This window comes from Thiobacter sp. AK1 (assembly GCF_039822265.1).
In the GTDB taxonomy this organism is placed as follows: domain Bacteria; phylum Pseudomonadota; class Gammaproteobacteria; order Burkholderiales; family Thiobacteraceae; genus Thiobacter; species Thiobacter aerophilum.
Genome location: NZ_JBAJEX010000001.1, coordinates 360,491 through 383,750, shown reverse-complemented (window position 1 = coordinate 383,750; position 23,260 = coordinate 360,491). Strand labels below are relative to the sequence as shown.

Here is a 23,260-nt window from a genome sequence, read left to right as displayed (position 1 = left end):
GATGCTTGCCTACGTCATCCGGCGCGTGCTCTACGCCATTCCCATCTTGATCGGTGTGAACGTGCTCATCTTCGCCCTGTTCTTTGCCGTGAACACGCCGGACGACATGGCGCGGCTGCATCTCGGGGTCAAGCACGTGACGCCGGAGGCGATCGCCAAGTGGAAGGCGGAGCGGGGTTATGACAAGCCGCTGTTCTTCAATCCACAGGCGCAAGGGCTCGCCCGCTTCACCGACACCATCTTCGCCAGTCGCGCCGTTCCCATGTTCGCGTTCCGCTTTGGCGCCGCCGATGACGGACGTGACATCAGCCGCGAGATCCGCACCCGCATGTGGCCCAGTCTCGCCGTGGCGGTGCCCGTGTTTGTGATCGGCTTGCTGGTCAATATCACCTTTGCGCTGATCCTTGCCTTCTTCCGCGCCACCTATGTCGATGCCGCAGGCGTGGTGCTATGTGTGGCCATGATGTCCATTTCCGGGCTCTTTTACATCATCGGCGGTCAGTTCCTGGTGAGCAAGCTTTTGCATCTGGTGCCCATCTCTGGCTACCAAGATGGGCTCGATGCCTTCAAGTTCCTGGTGCTGCCGGTGACGGTGGGCGTGATCTCGGGGATTGGCAGCGGCACGCGCTGGTATCGCACCATTTTCCTGGAGGAAATGGGCAAGGACTACGTGCGCACCGCGCGTGCCAAAGGGCTGGCGGAATCGGTGGTGTTGTTCCGACACGTGCTCAGTAACGGCATGATCCCGATTCTCACCGGTGCGGTGGTGGTGATTCCGACGCTGTTCATGGGCAGCCTGATCCTGGAATCTTTTTTCGGCATCCCGGGGCTGGGCAGCTATACCATCGACGCCATCCGTCAACAGGACTTCGCCATCGTGCATGCCATGGTGTGTCTGGGATCGTTCCTCTACATCGTGGGCCTGCTGCTAACGGACATTTCCTACACCCTGGTCGATCCCCGCATCCGGCTTTCATGATGCCCATCGAGCCCGTCCTGCTGTGGACCGATCTGCTCATCTACCTGCTCTTGCTGGTGGTGGGGTTGTACGCCTGGCAGGCGCGGCGGCGCCCCCACTTGGCCACGCCCTGGCGCCGCCTGGCACGCCGGCCGGCAGCGATGGCGGCGGCGGTGATCCTGGCCGCCTTCGTGCTGGTGGGGCTTGCGGACTCTGTACATTTGCGCCTGCCTCTGCCGGAACAGGCCCCCGGTGCGCCGCGCCAATACGCGCCGGAGACGCTGAGCCTACTGGATCTCGCGCTCAAGCCCTTGCGCGACCAGAAGGAAAAGACCTATTCCGCACCGTTTGCCACCCATCTCTATGCCATGGAAACGGTGGAGGAACCGGACGGGCGCATCAAGCGCCTCTACCCGCGGCTGCGCTACGGTGGCGCCCATTTGGGTGAAGACCTCGAGCGGCGCACTGCCGACATTATGCACCGGGCGCTGCGTGGAACTCTCACGGCGCTCCTCGTTTGGCTCGCCATCCTGACTCTGGTCGCGTGGCGACTCAAGGGGCGTGAAAGCGGCGGCCTGGCCGAGGCGGGACGTCGGCTGCTGCGCGGGGAGACCGAGCTGCCGTGGCGCACCATGCTGGTTACTTTGGGTGTGATTCTCTGGTTGGCATCACTGGCTGCCCACTGGGTACCAGCGTGGCACATCTTTGGCACCGACAAGGTCGGGCAGGATGTGTTTTACCTCTCTCTCAAGAGCATCCGTACCGGATTGGTGATCGGCACGCTCACTACCCTGGTGATGCTGCCCTTCGCCCTGGCGTTGGGCATCATGGCCGGCTATTTTCGCGGTTGGGTGGACGACGTGATCCAGTACCTCTACACCACGCTCAACTCCATTCCGGGTGTGCTCCTCATTGCCGCGGCGGTGCTGGTGCTGCAGGTGCGCATGGATCAGTTGCCGGAACTCACGCTGGTGGAGCGGGCGGATCTGCGGCTTTTGTTTTTATGCATGATTCTGGGCATCACTAGCTGGACGGGTCTGTGCCGGCTGCTGCGGGCCGAGACCCTCAAGCTTCGGGAAATGGAGTTCATTGAGGCGGCCCAGGCCTTCGGTGTGGGGCCGGCGCGCATCATGCTGCGCCACGTGCTGCCCAACGTGATGCACATCGTGCTCATCACCATCACCCTGGAATTCAGCGGATTGGTGTTGGCAGAGGCGGTGCTGGCCTATGTCGGGGTGGGCGTCGATCCCTCCATGCAGAGCTGGGGCAACATGATCAATGGCGCCCGTCTGGAACTGGCGCGGGAGCCGGTGGTGTGGTGGTTACTGGCGGCGGCTTTCGCCTTCATGTTCGTGCTGGTGCTGGCGGCGAACGTGTTCGCCGACGCGGTGCGCGATGCCTTCGATCCACGGGTGGAATGAGACAGGGCCATGACTGAGGCAAGACTTGGGTGATGCCATGACCATGACGGTTCCACTTTTGGAAATCCAGGATCTGCGGGTGCACTTCAACGCGGCGGGACGGGCGTTGCGTGCCGTGGATGGGGTGAGCCTGACCGTCGCGCCGGGCGAGACGGTGGCGCTGGTGGGCGAATCTGGTTGCGGCAAATCGGTGACGGCCTTGTCCGTGATGCGTCTGCTGCCCCCCGCGGCGCGCATCGTCGGTGGCAGCGTGCGACTCGATGGCACGGAGCTAATGGGGTTGCCCGAGGTCGCCATGCGGCGCGTGCGCGGCGCGCGTGTGGCCATGATCTTCCAGGAGCCGATGACCAGTCTAAATCCGGTGCTGACTATCGGCCAGCAGATTGCCGAACCCCTGGTGCGCCACAAGGGGCTTTCCGGGGCGGCGCTGTCGGCGCGGGTGCAGTCCCTGCTCGAGGCAGTGAACCTTCCGGATCCGGCGCGCATCATGCGGGCCTATCCTCACCAGCTGTCCGGTGGCATGAAGCAGCGTGCCATGATGGCCATGGCAGTGGCCTGCGAGCCGCGATTGCTCATTGCCGACGAGCCAACCACGGCCCTCGACGTGACCATTCAGGCCCAGGTGCTGGCGCTGATGCGGGATTTGCAGCGCACCACTGGCATGGGTCTGTTGTTCATCACCCACGATCTCGGTGTGGTGGCGCAGATGGCCGACCGGGTAGCGGTGATGTATGCCGGCGAGGTGGTAGAGAGCGCGCCGCGCGAAGCCTTCTTCCGCGCACCGCGACATCCTTACACGCGCAAGCTGTTCGCCTCGCTACCTGGCCGCTCTCGGCGGGGCGAGCCGCTGGCGATGATTCCGGGCATGGTGCCGACACTGGACCGGCCTCGTGTCGGTTGCCGATTCGCGACCCGTTGCGAGTTTGCCTGGGATCGCTGCCGGGCGGAAACGCCGGCCTGGGTGGAAGCCGGCGGACACGGCGTGCGCTGTCATCTCGGCCTTGCCGGACCGGCCGCGCAGCAGGCGGCGGCTTCTGCGCCCACTGTGCAGACGGCAGCGCCGCCCTCCGCCGAAGCGCGGCCGCTTTTGACGGTGCGCGATCTGAAGGTGCATTTTCCCATCCGCCGGGGCGTATTCCAACGTACCGTGGGCTACGTGCGCGCGGTGGATGGCGTCTCGCTCGACATCGCTTCCGGCCGCACCCTGGCGCTGGTGGGCGAATCCGGTTGTGGCAAGACCACCGTGGGCAAGGGCATCCTGCAGCTTGTTCCCGTGACGGGCGGTTCGGTGTCGTTCGAAGGCCGCGAGTTGATGGGTCTACATGGTGCAGTGCTGCGGCGCCTGCGCAGCCGGTTCCAGATCGTCTTCCAGGACCCATTCTCCTCGCTTAATCCGCGCATGACGGTGGCGGACATTCTAGAGGAAGGGATGCTCGCCCTGGGTGTGGGGGCGAATGCGGCGGCACGGCAAGGCGAGGTAGACCGCCTGTTGGCAGCGGTGGGGCTGCCCGCCGACGCGAAGCTGCGTTATCCCCACGAATTCTCGGGTGGCCAGCGGCAGCGCATCGCCATCGCGCGCGCGCTGGCCGTGCAACCGCGGCTGATCGTCTGTGACGAACCCACCAGTGCGCTGGACGTCTCGGTGCAGGCGCAAATCCTCAATCTGCTCTTGGACCTACAGCAACGCCTGGGGCTTAGTTATCTCTTCATCACGCACAATCTGGCGGTGGTGGAGTTTATGGCGCAGGAGGTGGCGGTGATGTATCTCGGACGCATCGTCGAGAAGGGAGCGGTGGATCGTGTCCTGGTCGCGCCCGCCCACCCCTATACCCAAGCGCTATTGTCGGCCGTGCCAACCCTCGAGCCCACTGGCCGGACGGTGATCCGTCTTGCAGGCGAGCCGCCTTCTCCTGCCCGGCCGCCGCAGGGTTGCCATTTCCATCCCCGCTGCCCGCAGGCCATGCCTGTGTGCCGGGAACGTTATCCGGAGCAAAGGGAAGTCGACGGGCGGAAGGTTGCCTGTCACCTCTACCCGTGAGTGGGACATGAATGGGCGAGGGGTTCAGCCGCTGTGGTCGGCTCGGGCGAGCAACAGCGTGTCGCCGGGCCGCAGCTGGGTGCTGCGGCCCAGTTTGTTCCAGCGGCGCAGATCATCCACCTGCACGTCGAAGCGCTGGGCGATGCCGTAGAGCGTATCGCCCCGCTTGACCGTGTAGCGCAGCGGCCCACGCTTGGCAGACTTGGCGGCGGCGACTTGCGTTCGACCATCGCGCCGCGCCTGCTCGGTGTGCGCTTGCGGCGGACTGACCAGGAGCTTCTGGTTCGGCGTGAGGTGGCTGGAGGCGAGGCGATTCCAGGACTTGAGCTCGGCCACACTCACGCCATGCCGACGGGCGATGGCGGCGAGCGTCTCGCCCCGGCGCACCGTATGGCTCAACCGCGACGTTTCGGCTTTCGCCGTCGTCTGCGGAGCTTGAAGCGGGGTGCTCGCCGTGCCCGGCACCAGCAGGAGCTGGCCGCGGCCCAGCTTGCGGACGGTCGGTCCCAGGCCATTGACCTCGCGTAACCGGGTGGGGCTGATGCCATAACGTCGCGCGATGGCCTCCAGATGTTCCCCTTTGCCCGCCTGGTAGGTGCGCCAGGACACCAAAGGCTGCTGATGCCCCTCCAGGTTGCGGGCGAACACCTCGGCCTTGTCCACGGGCAACAGCAGCGTGGTGGGTTCCTGGGCACGGATCACCGGCCGGTTGTAATGGGGATTGAGGGAGAGGAATTCCGTGAGGGGAATTTCCGCCAAGCGCGCGGCGAGTGCCACGTCCATGTGACGGGTGAGGGTGATCTGGGCGAAATAGGGCGAATTGGGTAGCGGCCCCAGCCTTGCGGAAAAATCCTGCGGTCGTTCGACGAGATGTTTGACCGCCAGCAGACGCGGCACGTAGTTGGCGGTTTCCACGGGCATGCGCAGATTGACGTAGTCCGTGGGCAGCCCCTGGGCCTGGTTGCGGGCGATGGCGCGGGAGAGATTGCCCTCGCCCCAGTTGTAGGCCGCGAGTGCCAGATGCCAGTCGCCGAACATGGCGTAGAGCTTTTGCAGATAATCGAGCGCCGCTCGGGTGGCGGCGAGGACATCGCGCCGCTCGTCCACCCACCAGTTCTGCTGCAGGCCGAAGGTGCGGCCGGTGGCAGGCATGAATTGCCAGATGCCCGCCGCCTTGGCGCGCGACAGAGCATGGGGATTGAAGGCGCTCTCGATCATGGGCAGAAGCGCGATCTCGGTGGGCATGCCGCGCCGCTCCACTTCCTCGACGATGTAGAAGAGATAGCGTCGGCTGCGTTCCAGCATGCGTGCCACATAATCCGGACGCTCTGCGTACCACGCTTCGTTTTCGGCCACCAATGGCGTGTCCAGCTCCGGCAGCGCGAAGCCAGCGCGCAGGCGCGCCCATAGATCGGTGCGTGGGTCACCTTGTTCGTCGATGGCTTTGAGCAGCGGTTCGATGCCGTCGGGAGCGGATTCGATGCTTATGATGCTGGGTGCCTCGTCGCTGGCATCCGCGGTTTCCGGCAGCGTCATCCCGCTCACTTGCGCCAGGCGCAGCGCCTCATCGGCTGCGTGCAAGGGCGAGGCGAGCAAACCGGCTGCGATGAGCAGCGTGGCAAGTTGCGTGCGGCGATGAGGGCCGTTTCGCATCGGTGGAATGCTTGTGGTTCTTGTCGTTGCGGGGATGCGGCATGGTAACGGCCTCACTGGGCCGGGTCAAGCGAGCGTAATCGGCTGGTCCCGCGCGATCAGGCACGGAAGCGATCCTTCCAGGCACGCAGGGCGGCAAATACCGCCACGGCATCGGCAAGGGGATGGCCGGCATGGGCCTCGGCGGCGGCACGCACAGCGGGTTCGGTCACGCGCAGGAAAGGATTGGTGCGACGTTCCAGCGCCAGAGTGGATGGCACTGTGGGGGATCCTTGCGCGCGTCGCGCCCGGGCCTCTTGCTCGCGCGCGTGGAGCGCCGCGTTGTCCGCTTCCACCTGAAGCGCGAAGCGGATGTTGGCCAGGGTGTATTCATGGGCGCAGTAGACGCCGGTATCGTCGGGCAAGGCGGCAAGACGCGCTAGCGATGCGTGCATTTGTTCCGCACTGCCTTCGAATAGCCGGCCGCAGCCACAACCGAACAGCGTGTCGCCACAGAACAGGAGCTTTGGGCGATAATAGGCGACGTGCCCGCGGGTATGGCCTGGCACGGCCAGGACCTGGAACGCGATGCCTAGATGCGGTAGATCGACGGGCTGCCTAGGATCCGCCACATCGGTGCGCCCGGGAATGGGTTCGCCGCCGGGCCCATATACCGGCACGGAGAAACGGCGTGCGAGTAGAGCGACGCCGCCGACGTGATCGTGATGATGATGGGTGACCAGAATGGCGGTGAGCGCCAGGTCGTGGGCGCCAAGGAAATCCATTACCGGCGTAGCATCACCAGGGTCCACCACCGCCGCGGAACGGCCGTCGTGCAAAAGCCAGATGTAGTTGTCCTGGAAAGCAGGTAGCGGGATGACGTGCAGCATGGCTGTCGTTGATTGCGAAAAACCGGCCCAGCGAGCAGGATCTCGGACGTTGCCAACGTTTAGCTCCGGCGCGCAGCCGCGATGCGTGAGATGGACCTATTCGACCCTCCGATCAACTATCCGACCCGGGCCATTCGATGTCAACCTCCACCGCCGCGGACTGGTTCGCCACGCCCCTGGGTGCTGATCTCCTGGCGCGGGAGCAGGCCTATTACGACGAGACCGTCAGCAATATTTTCGGGTTCAATGCACTGCAGTTGGGGCTTGCCCAGTTCGATTTCCTGCGTGCCTGCCGTATTCCATTACGGGCCAGCATTGGCAGCGGTCCAGGTGTGCGCGTGCTGGCGGATTTGAATTTCCTGCCGGTGGCCAGCCAGAGCATCGACCTTTTGCTTCTACCCCATGTGCTGGAATTTGCCACCGATCCCCATCAGATCTTGCGTGAGGTGGAAAGGGTGCTGATGCCGGAAGGTCATGTGGTGATGAGCGGATTCAATCCCCTCAGCCTGTGGGGCGTGAAACGTTTCTTCAACCGGAGAAGCGGCGCCTATCCTTGGAACGGACGCTTCATCTCCCTCACGCGTATGAAGGACTGGCTGTCCCTGCTCAATTTCGAGATGACCGGCGGGCGCATGTGTTGCTATGCGCCGCCCTTCGCCAGCAATCGTTGGCGCGAGCGTTTCGCCTTCATGGAGAAGGCGGGGGATCGTTGGTGGCCCTTGGGCGGTGGCGTTTATTTCCTGGTGGCGAAAAAGCGCGTGCCCGGTATGCGTCTTATTCTGCCCAGCTGGAACGAGCGCCTGGCAGCGCGTCAGCGCCTAGCGGCCGCCCCTCAGCGCGCCACCACCCTGAACCAGCAGCCGAAATGCGAAGGCCATGGTTGACGCGAAGGTGGTGGACATCTACACCGATGGCGCTTGTAAAGGCAATCCCGGTCCCGGCGGCTGGGGCGTGCTGCTGCGCTACGGCGATCACGAGCGGGAACTGTGGGGCGGTGAGCCTGCGACCACCAACAACCGCATGGAACTGACGGCGGTGATCCGCGCCCTTAAGGCCCTCAAGCGACCCAGTCGGGTGCGCTTGCACACGGATTCCCAATACGTGCAGAAGGGCATCACCGAGTGGCTCCCCAACTGGAAGAAGCGTGGCTGGCGCACCGCCGAGAACAAGCCGGTAAAGAATGCCGATCTTTGGCGCGAGCTGGATGCCTTGGCCGCCAACCATGACATCCAATGGATCTGGGTGCGCGGCCATGCGGGACACGATGGCAACGAACGCGCCGATGCCCTGGCTAACCGTGGCTGTGCCAGTGGCATCACCAGAAAGGACGCTGAAGATGAGACAGATCGTCCTCGATACTGAAACCACAGGCCTGGAACCCACGCTCGGCCACCGCATCATCGAGGTGGCGGCGGTGGAGCTGGTGAACCGGCGTCTCACCGGTAACCATTTCCATCGCTATCTCAACCCGGAGCGGGAGATCGACGAAGGCGCGCAGCAAGTGCACGGTCTCACCCTGGACTTCCTCGCCGACAAGCCGCGCTTCGCCGATATCGTCGAGGAATTCCTCGCCTTCATCCGCGATGCGGAGCTCATCATTCACAACGCGCCGTTCGATGTGGGCTTCCTCAATCACGAGCTTGCCTTGCTCGGCTTGGAACCCCTGGAGCGCTACTGCGTGGGTGTGGTGGACACGCTCAGAATGGCGCGCGACATGCACCCGGGGCAAAAGAACAATCTCGACGCCCTCTGCAAGCGCTATGGCGTGGACAACTCGAACCGCACCCTGCACGGCGCTCTGTTGGATGCGGAACTGCTGGCGGAGGTGTATCTCGCCCTCACCCGCGGCCAGGACAGTCTGATGATCGAACTCAATGCGCCCGCTGCGTGCCCCGATGCATTGCAAGCCTGGGCGAGTGATGCGCCCCTTATCGTGCTGCACGCAACGGAAGACGAACTGGCCGCGCACGAGGCGCTGCTTGCGGAACTCGACAAAGAAAGCAAGGGCGCGTGTCTGTGGCGCGCAGCCTCTGCCACGTGAATCACCCGGCGCGGGGAGGAAAGATGGGGAAACGACACATCAGCCGGGCCGTGCTCCGGTGGGGTTGCGTGGCTTGTGCCGCGCTGAGCCAGGGACTTTACGCTGCCGGCGCCCGACTCTCGGAAGACGACTTTCTGGGCGAAGTGCCGGTGGTGCTCTCGGTTTCGCGGCTGGCGCAGCCGGCGCAGGACGCGCCCAGTGCGGTGACGGTAATCGACCGGGAAACCATCGTCGCCTCGGGCTTCCGGGAAATCGCCGATCTGATGCGCCTGGTCCCGGGCTTTTACGTGGGCTATGCGGCCGGCAATGACGTGATCGTGAGCCACGGTCTTAGCAACGCCTATTTTGGCCGGTTGCAGGTACTGATCGATGGGCGCTCGGTTTATACCCCGGCGTGGGGGCAGGTGCGCTGGCCCATGTTGCCACTCTCCTTGGAGGATGTGGAGCGAATCGAAGTGACGCGGGGTCCCAACGCCGCATCCTACGGGGCCAACGCCTTTACCGGCATCATCAACATCATCACCCGTCACCCAGCCCAGGATCGGGGCACGGTGGTGTCGCTGACCGGTGGCGACCCGCATTTGAAGGACGCGTTGGTGCGCCACGCCGGACAGTGGGGTGGCTGGCAGTTTAGCGTAAGCGCGGGGCATCGCGAGGACACGGGCTTCGACACGCGTAACGACAGCCAGGACACGGATTTCGTCCTGATCCGCGGCGAACGCGTGCTCGATACCACCAACAGCGTGCAGTTGCAGGCGGGCTACCGTGGCGGCCGACTGGGAGTGGGCTGGTTTGGAGACACCCTCGACATGCCGCGTGATCGCCATGCAGCGACTGGTTTTGCGCAAGTCCGTTGGCAGCGCACGGTGTCGCCGGAGGACGAACTGGCCGTGCAGTTCTACTACAGCTTCGACCGAAACCGGGAACAGTTCGTGACCATGGATTCGATGGTCCCCACGACCCTGCGGCTGGTGGAGGACTCGGAGCGCTATGACATCGAAGTGCAAAAAACCCAAACGCTGAGTCCCCGCCTGCGTGCCGTCTGGGGTGGCAGCATTCGCCAAGACCGCATCCATGCGCCAGCCTATCTTGGAACAGACGACACCCGGGTGGTGGGGTTGCAACGTTTGTTTGGGCATGGCGAGTGGCGACCGGTTCCAGAATGGACGTTCAACCTTGGCGCCATGGTCGAACACAACGATTTGGCCGGCACCGACGTCGCACCCCGATGGGCTGCAACGTGGCACGTGCTTCCTCAGCACAGCGTGCGGCTGGGGGTGTCTCAGGCACAACGGACACCGACGCTACTGGAATACGCAGCGGACTACAAGATCACGCTGAATAAACCTGGCGGCGGCACGTTTCCCCCTTTTCAGTGGTATGTCGGCACCCACGCGGCGTCGTCCGAGCGCATCACGACACGCGAAATCGCTTACCTGGGCACATGGCCCGATCTGCACTTAGCGCTAGACGTGCGACTCTACGAGGACCGCATCCGCAACATCATCTTGGCTGATGCCATCGGTGGTGGATCCTGGTCGTTTAAGGATGGCAATTGGCTCACGCGGCGAGGGGTCGAGACGCAGCTGAGCTGGCATGTTCAGACAACGCGTCTGACGCTTGCCCATTCGTTCACTCAGATACGCAGCGCGGGCGGGCCAGTGGCCTATGCGGAGCGAGATTTACAGCGGGCCGATCCCCGGCACACGTTTGGTGCACTGCTTGCGCACCGTTTCCCCTACGGCATCGATGCAAGTGTCGGTGTCTACTACTATGACGATATGACACCCTTTGGCAACACCGGCGACTACATTCGTGCTTATACCCGGCGTGATCTGCGCGTGGCAAAACGATTCAAGCTTGGTGTTGGCCAAGGGGAGCTCGCCTTGGTGTTCCAGAACATGGACGGGCCCTACCACGATTTTTCCTGGGATCCGAGCAAGCCCCTGCAGCGCAACGAATTCCCGCGACGGACACTGTTCACCCTCAAAGTGGGGTACTGACGGAATGGGCGGATGACGATCCTCGGCCTGCGTTGGCTTGTTCTACTCGCGCTCACGTTGTGCATAGTCTTGCCGGCCGCTGCCGCAATCAACCTGACCGTTTGGCTCAGCGACGACACCCCACCTTACCAGGAATTTGCGCAACGATTGCGGCGCGAGCTGCAGGCGCGTGCGGTGCATCTCGAAATTCAGACCGGTGGGGCAGGTTCGGCCCAGGCGGAGCTGGTGGTGGCGGTCGGCTTGCGCGCCACGGAGCAGGCGTTACGGCTCAATCCATCCTTACCGGTACTGGCGGTGCTGCTGCCGCGCGCAACCTATCTACAGTTGCGCCGCTCGAGTGGCGCACAACCCTTCTCGGCGATTTTCCTGGATCAGCCGCCGGCGCGTCGCTTTGCCCTGATCGCCGAAGCATTCCCTTATCGTAAGCGGGTGGGCGCGGTACTCGGCCCCGAGTCCGCAGCCGAACTGCGCAGCCTGCAGGCGGCGGCACGGGAGCGGGGCTTGCAATTGGTGAGCGAGCGCATCGACGACGCCGATGCGCTGCTGCCTGCCCTCAACCGCGTGCTGTCGGAGGCCGATGTGCTGCTGGCGGTGCCGGACCCGCTTGTCTTCAACCGCAACACCGCGCAGGGCATTCTGCTTACCAGCTACCGTGCGCAGAAACCAGTGGTGGGCTATTCCCAGGCCTATGTCAATGCCGGGGCCTTGCTGGCAGTCTATTCCACGCCTGCGCAGATCGCACGCCAAACGGCGGAACTGATTACCGCCCTGCCGTCGCCTTCGGCCCTGCCGCAGCCCCAATATCCGCGTTATTTTTCGGTGGCGGTCAATGCGCAGGTAGCGCGCTCCCTAGGCATTCCGCTGGAGCCGGAACGGGTGTTGTGGGAGAAGCTGAGCAAAGCGGGAGGCGAGGAATGAAAGGCTGGAGTATCAAGTGGCAGGTGCTGCTGCTGGCGCTCTTGCCGGCAGCGCTGATTGCGCTGGGGCTGGCGTGGTACTTCATTCAGCGCGGCTTGAGCGAGCTGGATGCCGCCCTCCACAATCGTGGCCTGGCCATCGCGCGCCAACTGGCGCCGGCAGCTGAATATGGCGTGTTCTCGGGTAACCGTGAGATTCTGCGCCGTCTCGCAGAGGCCGCCGCAGCGGAGGCGGACGTCAAATGGGTGGCGATCACCGATGTCAACGGCGAGATCCTGGCCGCGAGCGGTGAGCATGTGGCCTTGCCCGCGGTAGCTGACATGCAAGGCCTCAATGTGGCAGTGGCTGCAACACGCGAGGCGCTGGATTTCAGCGCGCCGATCGTGGTGACGCAGCTGGCCGTCGAAGACGAGTGGTACCAGGCGCCGCCGGCGCGGCGCGTGATCGGGCGCGTGACCGTGGAACTTGACCGAGCACCGACTCTGCGCGCCAAGGAAGCGGTGCTGCAAAACGGGCTCATCATCACGGCCATTGGCTTGTTCCTGGCGGCGCTGGTGGCACTCCGCATGAGCCATCGCGTCACGCGTCCCGTGCTGCGTCTGGCACAAGCCGTGCGGCAGATGGGCGAAGGCCGGCTAGATCTGCGGGTTCCGGAGGACTCTGGCGGTGAACTGCAACTGCTGGAGGCAGGAGTCAACCGCATGGCTGCGTCCCTGCAAGCGTCCCACGAGAACCTGCAGCAACGCATCGCCGATGCCACGCTGCGTCTCAGCTACCAGGCGGCCCACGACACCCTTACCGGGCTGATCAACCGGCGCGAATTCGAAGTCCGGCTGGAACGCGCCCTGGCCGGTGCCCGCCACCAAGGCCAGATCCATACCCTCTGTTATCTCGACCTCGACCAGTTCAAGGTGGTCAACGATACCTGTGGTCACGTGGCGGGCGACGAACTGTTGCGTCAGCTCTCCGCGCTGCTGCAGGCACGGTTGCGGGAGAGCGATACCTTGGCACGCCTAGGGGGAGACGAGTTCGGCGTACTGCTGGAAAACTGCGATCTGGCCACCGCTGAGCCCGTGGCGGAGTCGCTGCGTCGGACGGTGAAGGACTATCGCTTCCTGTGGCAGGACCGCAGTTTCGGCGTGGGAGTCAGTATCGGCATGGTGGAGATAAACCGCGACAGCGGTAGTCTTGCCAGCCTGCTGAGTGCTGCCGATGCAGCCTGTTATGCCGCCAAAGATCGGGGCCGCAACCGGGTGCACGTCTATCAGGAACAGGATGGCGAAGTGCAGCGCCGGCGCGGCGAGATGCATTGGGCGACGCGCATCAGTCAGGCCATGGAGGAAAATCGTTTTCGCCTTTTCCGGCAGCCCATCGTCTCGGCCGATCCGAGCAAAGGGCTTGCGCCCCATCACGAGATTTTGCTGCGCATGCTCTCGGACGAGGGCGAACTGGTGCTGCCGATGGCCTTCATCCCCGCCGCGGAACGCTACAACCTGATGCCGGCCATTGACCGCTGGGTGTTGAGCAAGGTGTTCTCGCTTTTTCGCGAATGCTTTGGGAGTGAGGGCGATGGGCCAGTGTGCACGGTGAACCTCTCCGGCCATTCCCTATGCGATGAAAGTTTCCTCGCCTTCGTGCACCGTCAGTTCGAGCTCAACCAAATACCACACCGGCGCATTTGCTTCGAGATCACCGAGACCGCCGCCATTACCAATCTGCGCGAGGCGGTTCATTTCATCGAGGCGATGAAGGCGCGAGGCTGCACCTTCTCGCTGGACGATTTCGGCAGCGGCCTGTCTTCCTTCAACTATCTGAAAAACCTGCCCGTGGACTACATCAAGATCGATGGCGCCTTTGTGCGTGACATGGATGTCGATCCCATGGATTACGCCATGGTCGAGGCCATCCACCGGATCGGCCGGGTAATGGGGCTTGCCACCATCGCTGAATCCGTGGAGAGCGAAACCATCCTGGAACGACTGCGCGTAATCGGCGTGGATTATGTGCAAGGCGAATGGCTGGCCGCCCCCGTGCCACTGACGGACATCACGGGAGGCCGCGGCTTCGCCGTGTGAGTGCTGGCAGTGCCCTTAGGACGTAACATGCTGCCGGAGCGGGGCAGGGGCGTGAAGCACGTGAGGGGGATCGGGAATTGGTGGGCGGTGCTGGGTTCGAACCAGCGACCCCTGCCGTGTGAAGGCAGTGCTCTACCACTGAGCTAACCGCCCCTTTGCGGGTGCGCAATTTAACCACAATCGCGCAGGCCGGGTCAAATCTAGCTTGGGTGTGGCCGACCCTTTCACGTACAATGCGCGTTTTTCTGGTCAGTCATGGTTCGCACCCGTTTCGCTCCCAGTCCGACCGGTTATCTGCACATCGGCGGCGCCCGCACCGCGCTCTTTGCCTGGGCCTTTGCCCGCAAGCACGGCGGCAGTTTCATCTTGCGCATCGAGGACACCGATCTGGAGCGGTCCACCCAGGAATCGGTGCAGGCCATTCTGGACAGCATGGCCTGGCTGGGGCTCGACTATGATGAGGGGCCGTTCTATCAGACGCAGCGCATGGCCCGCTATCGTGAGGTGATCCAGAAGCTGCTCGACGAGGGCAAGGCCTATCACTGCTATTGCAGCAAAGAAGAACTCGATGCCATGCGCGAAACGCAGCGCGCGTGCGGGCTCAAGCCGCGTTACGACGGTCGCTGTCGCCATCGCACCGCGCCCGTGCCAGGGGTGAATCCGGTGGTGCGCTTCAAGAACCCCCTCGATGGCGAAGTGATCATCGACGATCTGGTCAAGGGACGGGTGGTGGTGAGTAACGCTGAACTGGATGATCTCATCATCGCCCGCGCCGACGGCACGCCCACCTATAATTTTTGCGTGGTCGTGGACGACTGGGATATGGCCATGACCCATGTTATCCGCGGCGATGACCATCTCAACAACACGCCCCGGCAGATCAACATTCTCAAGGCCCTTGGTGCGCCCATTCCCCAGTACGCCCATGTGCCCATGATTTTGGGGCATGACGGCGAGCGGCTGTCCAAGCGCCATGGTGCGGTGAGTGTCACCCAGTACCGGGACGAGGGCTATCTGCCAGAAGCGCTGCTCAACTACCTGGCGCGCTTGTCCTGGGCCCATGGTGATGACGAGATCTTCACCATGGACCAGTTCATCGAATGGTTCGATCTCAAGGACATCAGCAAGTCGCCGGCGAAGTTCGATCCGGAGAAGCTCACCTGGGTCAATGCCCAGTACATCAAGGCGACCGACAGCGCGCGGTTGGTGCAACTTGCGCGTCCCTTCATGGCGGCCGACTGCTGTGACCCCAGCCACGGACCGGATCCGGTCAAGGTGCTGGATCTTCTCAAGGCCCGTGTCAATACCTTGCAGGAACTGGCCGATGCGGCGGTCTATTTCTATCGCCAGCTCGAGCCCCATGCCGAGCTGCGCGCCCGGTACCTGACTGCCGAAATCCGGCCGGTGCTGGAGGAATTGGCCTGCAAGCTAGAGGCGATCGAGTGGAACCGGGATGCCATCAACCGGCTCTTGAAAGATGCGGTCGCCGCCCACAAACTGAAACTGCCGCAGCTGGCGATGCCGCTGCGAGTGATGATCACCGGCGAGACGCAGACGCCTTCCATCGATGCCGTGATGGAACTCGTCGGTCGCGAGGAGAGCCTGCGCCGCATCCGGGATCATCTCGGCCGTTATCCGACCTGAACTTGGCCGAAGCGCTTTACAAGCGCGCCGCCGCTACCTATAATGGCGCGCTTTCCGGGGGTGTAGCTCAGCTGGGAGAGCGCTTGCATGGCATGCAAGAGGTCAGCGGTTCGATCCCGCTCATCTCCACCAAATTGCGAGACACGGTGCAGCGGCTAGGCGTCATCTCGGTCTGGATCGGCATTCTGGCCACCGCCGTTGGTCTGTTGGTCGGGTTCATGGAACTGGCCACTGATCAGGACGCCCAAGCCGGACCGTGGCTCAGCCTGGTACCCCTGGGGTTCGCCCTGATGCTGTTCGGCATCGCGGCGACTCAGCTCACCAGAAAGTAGCACCGACTAAGCGCAGCGTTTAGTCCCCATCGTCTAGAGGCCTAGGACATCGCCCTTTCACGGCGGTAACCGGGGTTCGAATCCCCGTGGGGACGCCAAACAAAAAAGCCACCTCGCGGTGGCTTTTTTGCTGAATGGGGTCATCCCAGCAGCCGGGGTGGTTTGCTTCCTCTCAGGTTTGCGCAAGCACCCGTCCGAATGCCTCCAGTTCCGCGACGGGGTCGGAGAAATCCTCGTAGCGCCGGCCGGCGCGGGCGTACCAGTAACGGCTGTTGGCTGTATCGCCCTCGATCTTATGCAGGATGGCATGAAGCCAGCAGGCTAGCGCATCTTCGCGGGTCTGCGCGATGCGGTGGGCGTGGTGCCAATCGCCCCTGCGGACGGCGGCCAAGGCTTCTTCAAGCGCGGCATCCATGGTTCACTCCGGACATGCTGGGCGCGGGGAGAACAAGGCCTAGATTGCTGGCACGGGTGGCTTTCGCAGCGCTGGCTTGACTTTCCGCCGTGCACCGGGATTTGAGGGACAATTCTGCCATGTCGGATCGTTTCGGGCGCATCTTTCTGCTCAGCCACATGCGTGCCTTTACCAGCCTGACTGGGCACGTCCTGGGCTCGCACCCGGAGATCAATGGCTATTACGAGCTGCACCAAAGCTATGAGGCGGCGTCCGACCTGGACCACCAGCGGGAGACGCTGGCCCGCCAGGAAGGGCTCAAGCCAGGCAGCCGTTTCCTGTTCGATAAGCTCCTGCACGACGCATACCGGCTGCTGCCGGAACGGCTGGCCGAGCGGGATCTCAAGATCATCATCTGCCTGCGCCGCCCTGCTGCCACCTTGGCTAGCATCGTGCGACTATTCGCCGGGCGTAAGGGCTACGAGTGCTATGCCCAGCCGGAGCAGGCCGCGGCCTACTATCGGGCGCGCCTGGCTACGCTGGCGCGCTTTGCCCAGGAACAGGCGGGCCGCTACGGCTATTTCGACGCGGACTTGTGGCAAGTTGCACCGGAGGCGTTGCTGGCGCAGCTTGGTCTCTGGCTGGAACTTTCTAGCCCTTTGCGGGAGGAATATCGCCTCTTTTCCCTCACGGGTCAGCCGGGCGCCGGCGATTCCTCACCGCGCATCCGCAGTGGCCGCATCGAGCGCACGCTCCACGACCACGCCGAGGTCGCATTGCCCACACCGCTCCTCCATGAAGCACAGGTTGCCTTCGACGCCTGCCGCACGGTGCTCGTCACCCATGCTGCGTGGGTGGTGCTGGGCGGCTGACGTGCTCGTCTCAGGCAACGTCAAACAGGCTGTCCCAGGCGTCGCGCTCGGCGCGATAGCGCACTAGGGCATCGATGATCTGACTCGCCCGGCGCGCGCGGTGTTCGGCTGACTGGATGGCGAGCCAGCCGCGGGCGCTGTCGCCGAAGTTGTGTTGCAGATTGTCGAGGAAGCGGCGCACCTCGCCCAGCGCAGGCGCATGCCGCCACCAGTGGCGAGCATCGAAGACGAGCGCCTTGAGGGCGAGGCGGCGTTCGCGAAGGGCGGCGTGTTTTTCTGCGTAGAGGGCCAGCAGTTTCGCTTCCGTGTCTGCCACGACTGCGCGCACCGTTTCCGGTGCGAAGGGTTGGCGCACGTCATCGATTCGCACCAGCGCCTCTGCCGAGAACAGCATCAGGTCGCCGAAGAACTGGCGCTCGAATTCATCCGCGAGGTCGATACGACCTGCGTGTTCTTCGACGCCGGGGCGGAAATCGTCCTCGCCACCGCCCCGCTGGTGCAGGTTGGGCAGGTTGCAAGTGGCGAAGCGGGCGCCGATCTCGGCGGCGATCAGGCGACCCGCGGTTGGGCCCGACATGCGCAGGCGCAGGTGGCCGAAAGGGATGACGTAACGTAGCCCTGCATGGCGCGCCACGTAATTGCCGGGATAGACGGTGCGTGCCGGCCGCAGCATTTCATAACCATCGCCGTAGTGGAACCAGGTACGACGGGTGAGGTGTTCGCCGTGGAAGAAGCGGTTGAGGCGCTGCGCGAAGTCAGTGAGACAGGCACGATGGTCGTGGCGACCCGCGAGACGGCAGGAATAATCGAAACTGTGCGCCGGCGGCGTGAAGCCGAATAGCCCGGCCAGATCGTGGTAGGCCGCGTCGGGGGCCTGGACGCCGCCGTGGAAGCGGCAGGCTTCCTCCGGGGCGAGGCCGGAAAGGCGCGTGAAGAAGGCGATCACGTCATCCAGGAAATTCACCGCCATCACCGCTGGCGACACGGGCGGGTCGCCCACCATCTTGCCACTGAGAAGCAAGATGTCGGACTGACGGAAGATGCGGTCCCAAAGGTGGAAATAGGGTGGCGCATGCACCGTCTCGCGTGCGTCTGGCGTGCTGCGGTTGACGTAGAGTGACTGGTCGCTGTCCAGCAGTGCGTAGAGCGTGTGCTCGGGCCTGTCGGTGAGCTCGCGGAATTTGAGATAGAGGAGGTTCCGGTTGGCGGCCTGGCCCTTGTGATGGAAACGCTCGAGGGGCTGATCCGTGAGTAGCCGCGCAAGGCGCGCGCGCAGGGACGCGGGCAGGGCTTCGAGCAGCGCGTATTGCTCGTCGAAATCCAGGTAATGCACGCGCAGTCCCTGGGCACGGTAGGCTGCCACCAGTTCTCGATGTGCGTGGCGATGGGCCGGCTCCCGGCTGTCTTCCCCCACCACCACTTGGATGCGTTGCCACTGGCCGTCGCGCCGGCCGCCGTAGTCGTAGCGTCGGCAGACTTGCAGGATGCTTTCGAGACAAGCGCGCAGGTGGCCGGGGCGGTCTGCCACCGGAATGCCGATGAGGAAGGCGTGGCGATGATCCTCGCCTAGGGCCGCGATCAAATGTTCCTGTTCCCGGAATAGGGCTTCGTAATCCGCACACAGGACATCGAATGCCTGAGGTCGCGACCACATCGCCCGCTCCAGCAAGGCTTGCGCCGACTCGTAGAGGGCAAGCAGCGGGGTGGTGGATGCCTCCCCCAGGATCGCAAGTCGCCGGCCGATGTCGGTAAGCGCTGGGATGGCTGCTCCATGCCGGGCCACGCAGGCGGCGAGTGCGGTAGTCTTCGGTGCTTGCATGGGCGCTAGCGTCGCGAGGCGTAGTTGGGATAGGCGTCGCGTGCCACGGGGATCTCGATGAGGTTGATGCCACCCTGGAAATCCAGCTCGTCGAGATGCGCGAGATCGTCGGCAGATGCCAGCTTAGAGTGGCGGATGCCGAAGGCTCGGGCGAGCAGCGCGAAATCCGGATTGGGAAAGTCGCAGTCGATGAAGCGCCCGCCGTAGAGATGTTGCTGGTTCTTGCGGATGAGCCCCATGGTGCCGTTGCTAAACAGCACCACATTGAGGGGAATGCCGTAGTGCACGGCGGTCATCAGCTCCATGGCGCACATATGGAAGCCGCCGTCGCCGATCAGCGCGAACAGAGGTTTGTTGAGCGCGAAACCGGCGCCGATGGCGGCGGGAATGGCGTGCCCCAGCGAGGAAATACCGGTATTGGGGTGGAAATGGTCCTTTCCGGAGACTCGGTAAAAGCTTTGGGCGAACACGATGTTGTCGTCGAATAGCACCAGCCCTTGCGGAAACTTTTGTTCCAGCCAAACGAAGAAGGCGCGCACGTGCTCGAAGCGGGCATCGAACACGGCCTCGCCGCTGGCATTAAGGCGCCGCTCATTGGCGGCGATAAAGGCCGGGACGTCTACCGTCTCCCGTGGTGGCAGGTGGTGCGTCGCGTGGTCCAGCGCCTCGAGATAGGCTGCCAGATCGGCATGGATCGCGAGGTCGGCACGAAATACCTTCTCCAGTTGCTGGGTGTCATTGTCCACCTGGATGAGGGTCTTGCCGGCGAGCAGGCCCCGGTCCCAGACGTAGCTGGTGCGTTCGTTGAAGCTAGCACCCAGCACCAGCACCAGGTCGGCCTCTTCTTTCAGGTAGCGCAGGGCGTGCCCTGCCGAGGTCACACCCAGGCTCCCCAGCGCCCAGGGTGAACGTTCATCCATGGCGCCTTTGGCCTTCAGGCTGGTGGCCACTGGGATGTGCAACCGCTGCGCCAGTCGCGTCAGGGTGGCGCACGCACGGGCGCGGATCACGCCATGGCCGGCCACGATCATAGGCCGACGCGACCGGGCGAGCAGAGCCACGCTTCTGCGCACGTCCTCGGGCGTGGCCGGGCAGGCACGCGCCGCGCGAAAAAAGGCGATCTCGTCTAGCAGCGTGGCTTCCACACTTTCCTTCTGGACGTTGAAGGGCAGGCTCAACACCACCGGGCCGGGTGTGTCTGAAAGCAGGCACTTGGCTGCCTGGATCAGCACGTTGGCGAGATAGTCGGTGCGCTCCACCAGGCGGTGATAGCGCGTGATGCCGGCGAACAGAGCCACCTGGTCCACGCTGCCGCCCTCACCCGAGCTTTCTTGCAAGCCGCCGCGGCCAAAAATATGGGTGGGCGCTTCGCCGGTGATGGCGAGGATGGGCAGGCGGTCCGCGTAGGCACTGGCGATGGCGGTGACCAGGTTGGTGGCGCCTGGGCCGGCGGTGGTGATGCAGGCACCGATGCCGCCCGTGGCGCGCGCATGGCCCATGGCCATGAAGGCCGCCGCCTGCTCGTGTTTGGCCAGAACAGTGCGGATGCTTAAGGTGCGGAGGGCGTCGTAAACGGGGAGGATGTGGGAGCCCGGCAGGCCGAAGATGCGGCGAATGCCTAGACGCTCCATGAAACGGACAATGAGTTCGGCGACCGGTATTTGCATCGGGTAAGGAGCGCCAGCAGTCAGGGCAGGAAACCCGCACCTGCGATAGGATAATGGGCTTCCATCGCCAAGGAAACCCGCACAAGAAGCCCAGCGCGTACTGCTTCACGGCTCCCGAAGTTTCCCCAGCCCATAGGCCAGGGGCAGCAGCACGGCAGCGACCACCAGCGGGATGGCATAGGCCGAGAGCGCCCGTGCCGGTTCCGCCGCCAGGCCCCGCAGCGCGATTACGTAGCCGAGGGTGAGGCCCGTGATCACGAGCCCGGTGGCCAGCAACCAGCCTGGCCGCAGGCGCTCGCTGAGGCTGAAATAGGCCACGAAGGGCAACGCAAGTCCTACTAGGATGCTGGTATAGAGGTGAAAGCCCGCATCGTAATGGGGCAAGAGCGCGGCCCAGGTTGCAGCCGCAAGGCCAATGAAAACCAGGACGTAGGCGTAGGGGCGTGCATCTTGCATGGCAGTTTCCTCCTCGCTGGCCGGGAACGTTTCGACCCTTGAGCGATGCGTGGGGTTTCACCCCGTTGCGGCCGCGGGAAAAAGGCCAGGCAGGGGGGCGATAAGGCTATCAGCCGCTACCCAGGTGGGGGCAGTTTGCTTCAGTCATGGCTTGGTCTTCTCCTCACCATCGGCCGGGATTCTGTCCACACTGTTACACACCGCTCAGGCATCCCCAATCAGCGCGGCAGGACTGCTTCGATGGCCTTTATGAGGCGCGGCGATTCTGGCTCGGTGGTGGAGTGGAAATAATCCACCAGCCTGCCATCGGGACCCACCAGATATTTGTGGAAGTTCCATTTGGGTGCGCCCGCCAAGCCGAAGCGTTCCCGTGCCCACTGATAGAAGGGATGGGCCTCGTCGCCTTTCACATGGACCTTCGCCGCCATGGGGAAGCTCACGCCGTAGTTCACCTGGCAAAAGTTGGCGATCTGCTCGCTGCTACCCGGCTCCTGGCTGCCGAAGTCGTTGCTGGGCACCCCGATTACCACGAGGCCGCGGGCGCGGTATTTTTCGTACAGGGCTTCCAGACCCTTGTATTGCGGCGTGAAGCCGCACTGCGAAGCGGTGTTCACCACCAGCAGTACTTTGCCCTTGTACTGCGCCAGCGGCAGGGGTTTGTTGCCAATGAGGGTGGTGAAGCTGTAATCGTAGGCGCTACCCGCTTGGGTATCGGTTGCGTGGGCGGTAAATGGCCAGATCATCACGGCTCCCACAAGAATGATCGAGGACAGCAATTGAAGCATGTTTTTTACCCCTTTCGGTTTCTGAGCATGACAGCATCGCCAATGCGGCGCGTGGACCAGCACGGTATCTTAGCTGAGAGAAAGAAGCGCGACGGCTGCCCGCGGGCGGCGCTGGAGGGCGTGGCGTGCAAGCCAAGGGCAGCGGGTTAAGAAGCGTGCTGCGGCTCCTTGGCCTGCAACCGGCCCGTTTGCGCATGAAGCGGCGGCTAAAGCTGTGCTGGCCAAAATTCGCGTCGTGGAACTCGGCTGCAAGGGCGCTGTGGCCGCATCAGGCATACCGGGCGGGGCTTGGTTCCAGCAGGGCTGCCAGCGAGCCTCCCACATGTAGGCGTCGGATGGCTTCGGCCAGCAGAGGTGCGATTTCCAGCACGGTGAGTTTGGTGGCGACTGCTGGCGGCAGAGATCGTGGCGGCCACACGCTGTCCGTGATGATGAGGCGTTCCAGGGCGGGCTCGGCTAGGCTTTCGGCAGCGCTGGGGCTGAACACCCCATGAGTGGCGGCGGCGAGGATGCGCCGCGCACCGTGCGCCCGGCAAGCCCGGGCGGCCCGCGCCAGGGTGTCGCCGCTTGCCACCAGATCGTCTGCGATCAGGGCGGTGCGCCCAGCCACGTCGCCCACCACGGCCTCGCCCCATACTTCACCGTGGGCGCGGTATTTTTCCAGGAAGGCGCTGCCTACCGGGCGCGCCAGCAGCCGGCCGAGGGTTTGCCGCAGGGCTTCAGCGCGCTTGGCTCCGCCCACGTCCGGCGAGACCACCACCACCTCTTCGCCGGCAAGCTGGGGTGCGAGATAACGGGCGAGAAGGGGACGGGCCTCGAGATGCTCAGCGGGGATGCGGAAAGCATTCTGGTAGGCGGCAAGATTGTGCACGTCGAGGGTCAGCACGCGGTCAGTGCCCACGGCCTCGAATAGCTGCGCCAGGGTACGCGTGTTCACCGGATCGCGCGGCTGGGTGCGCCGGTCTTTGCGCGCGTAGGCCAGATAGGGCAGGACTGCCGTCACCCGCGCCGCGCCCTGATCCTTGAGATTCTGGATCAGAAACAGCAGGCGCACCAACCGATCGTTGACGCTGCCGGCGCCGTCTCCGTGCAGGGACTGCACCAGGTAGGTGTCCCGGCCCCGCACGCTGGTGAGGGGACGGCTCTTGTGCTCGCCGTCCTCGAAGGCGCGTTCCTCCAGGGGTGCGAGCTCGAGGCCCAATTGCTGGGCCACCGCTTCGCCCAGTCCACGGCCGGCCTGGGGTGCGAACAGCAGCGGTTCACTCGCGGTCATGGAGAGGCGTTGTCGCGCAGGAAGGACAGCGAGAGCGTCGGG

The 23,260-nt window shown here is 63.9% G+C and carries 19 protein-coding genes and 3 tRNA genes; 13 read left to right on the top strand and 9 right to left on the bottom strand.

All coding sequences use genetic code 11. From position 1 onward, the window contains the following. Position 1: 1 nt before the first annotated feature. From V6E02_RS02015 to V6E02_RS02005, 3 genes are read left to right on the top strand one after another with little or no spacing between them, the layout of a single operon-like run. Complete coding sequence (locus V6E02_RS02015; RefSeq protein WP_347306629.1) at positions 2-979, top strand: ABC transporter permease; 978 nt, start codon at positions 2-4, stop codon at positions 977-979. After that, positions 979-2,379, top strand: a complete 1,401-nt coding sequence (locus tag V6E02_RS02010; protein ID WP_347307100.1) for an ABC transporter permease — start codon at positions 979-981, stop codon at positions 2,377-2,379. Before V6E02_RS02015 ends, V6E02_RS02010 begins: the two co-directional genes overlap by 1 nt. Before the next feature lie 37 nt (positions 2,380-2,416). Continuing rightward, positions 2,417-4,417 carry an ABC transporter ATP-binding protein gene (locus tag V6E02_RS02005; RefSeq protein ID WP_347306627.1) on the top strand — a complete coding sequence of 667 codons (2,001 nt, stop codon included), beginning with the start codon at positions 2,417-2,419 and terminating at the stop codon, positions 4,415-4,417. A 24-nt stretch (positions 4,418-4,441) separates the two neighbouring features. Here the strand turns inward: V6E02_RS02005 and V6E02_RS02000 are convergent, their stop codons facing one another. Next, complete coding sequence (locus tag V6E02_RS02000) at positions 4,442-6,070, bottom strand: lytic transglycosylase (RefSeq protein WP_347306625.1); 1,629 nt, start codon at positions 6,068-6,070, stop codon at positions 4,442-4,444. Between the two features lie 98 nt (positions 6,071-6,168). Continuing rightward, on the bottom strand, positions 6,169-6,939 hold the full coding sequence (gene gloB, locus V6E02_RS01995; protein ID WP_347306623.1) for a hydroxyacylglutathione hydrolase: 771 nt from the start codon (positions 6,937-6,939) through the stop codon (positions 6,169-6,171). Between the two features lie 137 nt (positions 6,940-7,076). Between gloB and V6E02_RS01990 the strand changes: the two genes are divergently transcribed. Genes V6E02_RS01990 through V6E02_RS01965 form a run of 6 tightly spaced genes read left to right on the top strand, consistent with a single transcriptional unit; the run spans position 7,077 to position 13,976 of the window. Beyond that, complete coding sequence (locus V6E02_RS01990) at positions 7,077-7,823, top strand: class I SAM-dependent methyltransferase (RefSeq protein WP_347306621.1); 747 nt, start codon at positions 7,077-7,079, stop codon at positions 7,821-7,823. Beyond that, entirely contained in the window at positions 7,816-8,301 is a 486-nt protein-coding gene (gene rnhA, locus V6E02_RS01985; RefSeq protein WP_347306619.1) for a ribonuclease HI, read from the top strand. Before V6E02_RS01990 ends, rnhA begins: the two co-directional genes overlap by 8 nt. Continuing rightward, positions 8,276-8,980, top strand: coding sequence for a DNA polymerase III subunit epsilon (gene dnaQ / locus V6E02_RS01980; protein ID WP_347306617.1), 705 nt, complete (start codon positions 8,276-8,278; stop codon positions 8,978-8,980). The genes rnhA and dnaQ overlap by 26 nt, the downstream gene beginning before the upstream one ends. A 23-nt stretch (positions 8,981-9,003) precedes the next feature. After that, positions 9,004-10,983 carry a TonB-dependent receptor plug domain-containing protein gene (locus V6E02_RS01975; protein ID WP_347306615.1) on the top strand — a complete coding sequence of 660 codons (1,980 nt, stop codon included), beginning with the start codon at positions 9,004-9,006 and terminating at the stop codon, positions 10,981-10,983. Positions 10,984-10,995: 12 nt separating this feature from the next. Then, the gene (locus V6E02_RS01970; protein ID WP_347306613.1) at positions 10,996-11,901 is read left to right on the top strand and encodes an ABC transporter substrate-binding protein; all 906 of its coding nucleotides are present in this window, start codon (positions 10,996-10,998) and stop codon (positions 11,899-11,901) included. Then, a complete protein-coding gene (locus tag V6E02_RS01965) occupies positions 11,898-13,976 on the top strand; it encodes an EAL domain-containing protein (protein WP_347306611.1) in 2,079 nt (692 codons plus the stop codon). The genes V6E02_RS01970 and V6E02_RS01965 overlap by 4 nt, the downstream gene beginning before the upstream one ends. Before the next feature lie 78 nt (positions 13,977-14,054). Here the strand turns inward: V6E02_RS01965 and V6E02_RS01960 are convergent. Then, a tRNA-Val gene (locus tag V6E02_RS01960) sits at positions 14,055-14,129 on the bottom strand. Between the two features lie 102 nt (positions 14,130-14,231). Between V6E02_RS01960 and gltX the strand changes: the two genes are divergently transcribed. From gltX to V6E02_RS01945, 3 genes are all read left to right on the top strand, one after another. Continuing rightward, positions 14,232-15,620: a glutamate--tRNA ligase gene (gene gltX, locus V6E02_RS01955; protein WP_347306609.1), complete on the top strand. Its 1,389-nt coding sequence runs from the start codon at positions 14,232-14,234 to the stop codon at positions 15,618-15,620. Positions 15,621-15,676: 56 nt separating this feature from the next. Further along, positions 15,677-15,752: transfer RNA gene (locus tag V6E02_RS01950), tRNA-Ala, on the top strand. 222 nt (positions 15,753-15,974) lie between these two features. Next, positions 15,975-16,050 (top strand) — tRNA-Glu (locus V6E02_RS01945). A 74-nt stretch (positions 16,051-16,124) separates the two neighbouring features. On the opposite strand, the gene V6E02_RS01940 is transcribed toward V6E02_RS01945, so the two are convergent. Continuing rightward, the gene (locus V6E02_RS01940) at positions 16,125-16,367 is read right to left on the bottom strand and encodes a hypothetical protein (RefSeq protein WP_347306607.1); all 243 of its coding nucleotides are present in this window, start codon (positions 16,365-16,367) and stop codon (positions 16,125-16,127) included. 119 nt (positions 16,368-16,486) lie between these two features. Between V6E02_RS01940 and V6E02_RS01935 the strand changes: the two genes are divergently transcribed. Further along, positions 16,487-17,218, top strand: coding sequence for a hypothetical protein (locus V6E02_RS01935; RefSeq protein ID WP_347306605.1), 732 nt, complete (start codon positions 16,487-16,489; stop codon positions 17,216-17,218). A gap of 10 nt (positions 17,219-17,228) precedes the next feature. Here V6E02_RS01935 and V6E02_RS01930 read toward each other — a convergent pair whose 3' ends face one another. The 5 genes from V6E02_RS01930 to V6E02_RS01910 all read right to left on the bottom strand — a co-directional run bounded on the left by V6E02_RS01930 (position 17,229) and on the right by V6E02_RS01910 (position 23,218). Next, complete coding sequence (locus tag V6E02_RS01930; RefSeq protein ID WP_347306603.1) at positions 17,229-19,037, bottom strand: hypothetical protein; 1,809 nt, start codon at positions 19,035-19,037, stop codon at positions 17,229-17,231. 5 nt (positions 19,038-19,042) lie between these two features. After that, a complete protein-coding gene (locus V6E02_RS01925) occupies positions 19,043-20,704 on the bottom strand; it encodes a thiamine pyrophosphate-binding protein (RefSeq protein WP_347306601.1) in 1,662 nt (553 codons plus the stop codon). A gap of 105 nt (positions 20,705-20,809) precedes the next feature. Beyond that, entirely contained in the window at positions 20,810-21,160 is a 351-nt protein-coding gene (locus V6E02_RS01920; protein WP_347306599.1) for a hypothetical protein, read from the bottom strand. 218 nt (positions 21,161-21,378) lie between these two features. Further along, entirely contained in the window at positions 21,379-21,903 is a 525-nt protein-coding gene (locus V6E02_RS01915) for a glutathione peroxidase (RefSeq protein ID WP_347306597.1), read from the bottom strand. Positions 21,904-22,213: 310 nt separating this feature from the next. After that, entirely contained in the window at positions 22,214-23,218 is a 1,005-nt protein-coding gene (locus tag V6E02_RS01910) for a ribose-phosphate diphosphokinase (RefSeq protein ID WP_347306595.1), read from the bottom strand. Positions 23,219-23,260: the final 42 nt, after the last annotated feature.

What these genes read in the sequence shown, in the direction of transcription:
- V6E02_RS01925 (WP_347306601.1), bottom strand. Translation starts at nt 20,704, where the DNA reads ATGCAAATACCGGTCGCCGAACTCATTGTCCGTTTCATGGAGCGTCTA.
- gloB (WP_347306623.1), bottom strand. Translation starts at nt 6,939, where the DNA reads ATGCTGCACGTCATCCCGCTACCTGCTTTCCAGGACAACTACATCTGG.
- V6E02_RS01915 (WP_347306597.1), bottom strand. Translation starts at nt 21,903, where the DNA reads ATGATCTGGCCATTTACCGCCCACGCAACCGATACCCAAGCGGGTAGC.
- V6E02_RS01920 (WP_347306599.1), bottom strand. Translation starts at nt 21,160, where the DNA reads ATGCAAGATGCACGCCCCTACGCCTACGTCCTGGTTTTCATTGGCCTT.
- dnaQ (WP_347306617.1), top strand. Translation starts at nt 8,276, where the DNA reads ATGAGACAGATCGTCCTCGATACTGAAACCACAGGCCTGGAACCCACG.
- V6E02_RS02005 (WP_347306627.1), top strand. Translation starts at nt 2,417, where the DNA reads ATGACCATGACGGTTCCACTTTTGGAAATCCAGGATCTGCGGGTGCAC.
- V6E02_RS02010 (WP_347307100.1), top strand. Translation starts at nt 979, where the DNA reads ATGCCCATCGAGCCCGTCCTGCTGTGGACCGATCTGCTCATCTACCTG.
- V6E02_RS01975 (WP_347306615.1), top strand. Translation starts at nt 9,004, where the DNA reads ATGGGGAAACGACACATCAGCCGGGCCGTGCTCCGGTGGGGTTGCGTG.
- V6E02_RS01940 (WP_347306607.1), bottom strand. Translation starts at nt 16,367, where the DNA reads ATGGATGCCGCGCTTGAAGAAGCCTTGGCCGCCGTCCGCAGGGGCGAT.
- V6E02_RS01965 (WP_347306611.1), top strand. Translation starts at nt 11,898, where the DNA reads ATGAAAGGCTGGAGTATCAAGTGGCAGGTGCTGCTGCTGGCGCTCTTG.
- V6E02_RS01970 (WP_347306613.1), top strand. Translation starts at nt 10,996, where the DNA reads ATGACGATCCTCGGCCTGCGTTGGCTTGTTCTACTCGCGCTCACGTTG.
- rnhA (WP_347306619.1), top strand. Translation starts at nt 7,816, where the DNA reads ATGGTTGACGCGAAGGTGGTGGACATCTACACCGATGGCGCTTGTAAA.
- V6E02_RS01910 (WP_347306595.1), bottom strand. Translation starts at nt 23,218, where the DNA reads ATGACCGCGAGTGAACCGCTGCTGTTCGCACCCCAGGCCGGCCGTGGA.
- V6E02_RS01990 (WP_347306621.1), top strand. Translation starts at nt 7,077, where the DNA reads ATGTCAACCTCCACCGCCGCGGACTGGTTCGCCACGCCCCTGGGTGCT.
- gltX (WP_347306609.1), top strand. Translation starts at nt 14,232, where the DNA reads ATGGTTCGCACCCGTTTCGCTCCCAGTCCGACCGGTTATCTGCACATC.
- V6E02_RS01930 (WP_347306603.1), bottom strand. Translation starts at nt 19,037, where the DNA reads ATGCAAGCACCGAAGACTACCGCACTCGCCGCCTGCGTGGCCCGGCAT.
- V6E02_RS02000 (WP_347306625.1), bottom strand. Translation starts at nt 6,070, where the DNA reads ATGCGAAACGGCCCTCATCGCCGCACGCAACTTGCCACGCTGCTCATC.
- V6E02_RS01935 (WP_347306605.1), top strand. Translation starts at nt 16,487, where the DNA reads ATGTCGGATCGTTTCGGGCGCATCTTTCTGCTCAGCCACATGCGTGCC.
- V6E02_RS02015 (WP_347306629.1), top strand. Translation starts at nt 2, where the DNA reads ATGCTTGCCTACGTCATCCGGCGCGTGCTCTACGCCATTCCCATCTTG.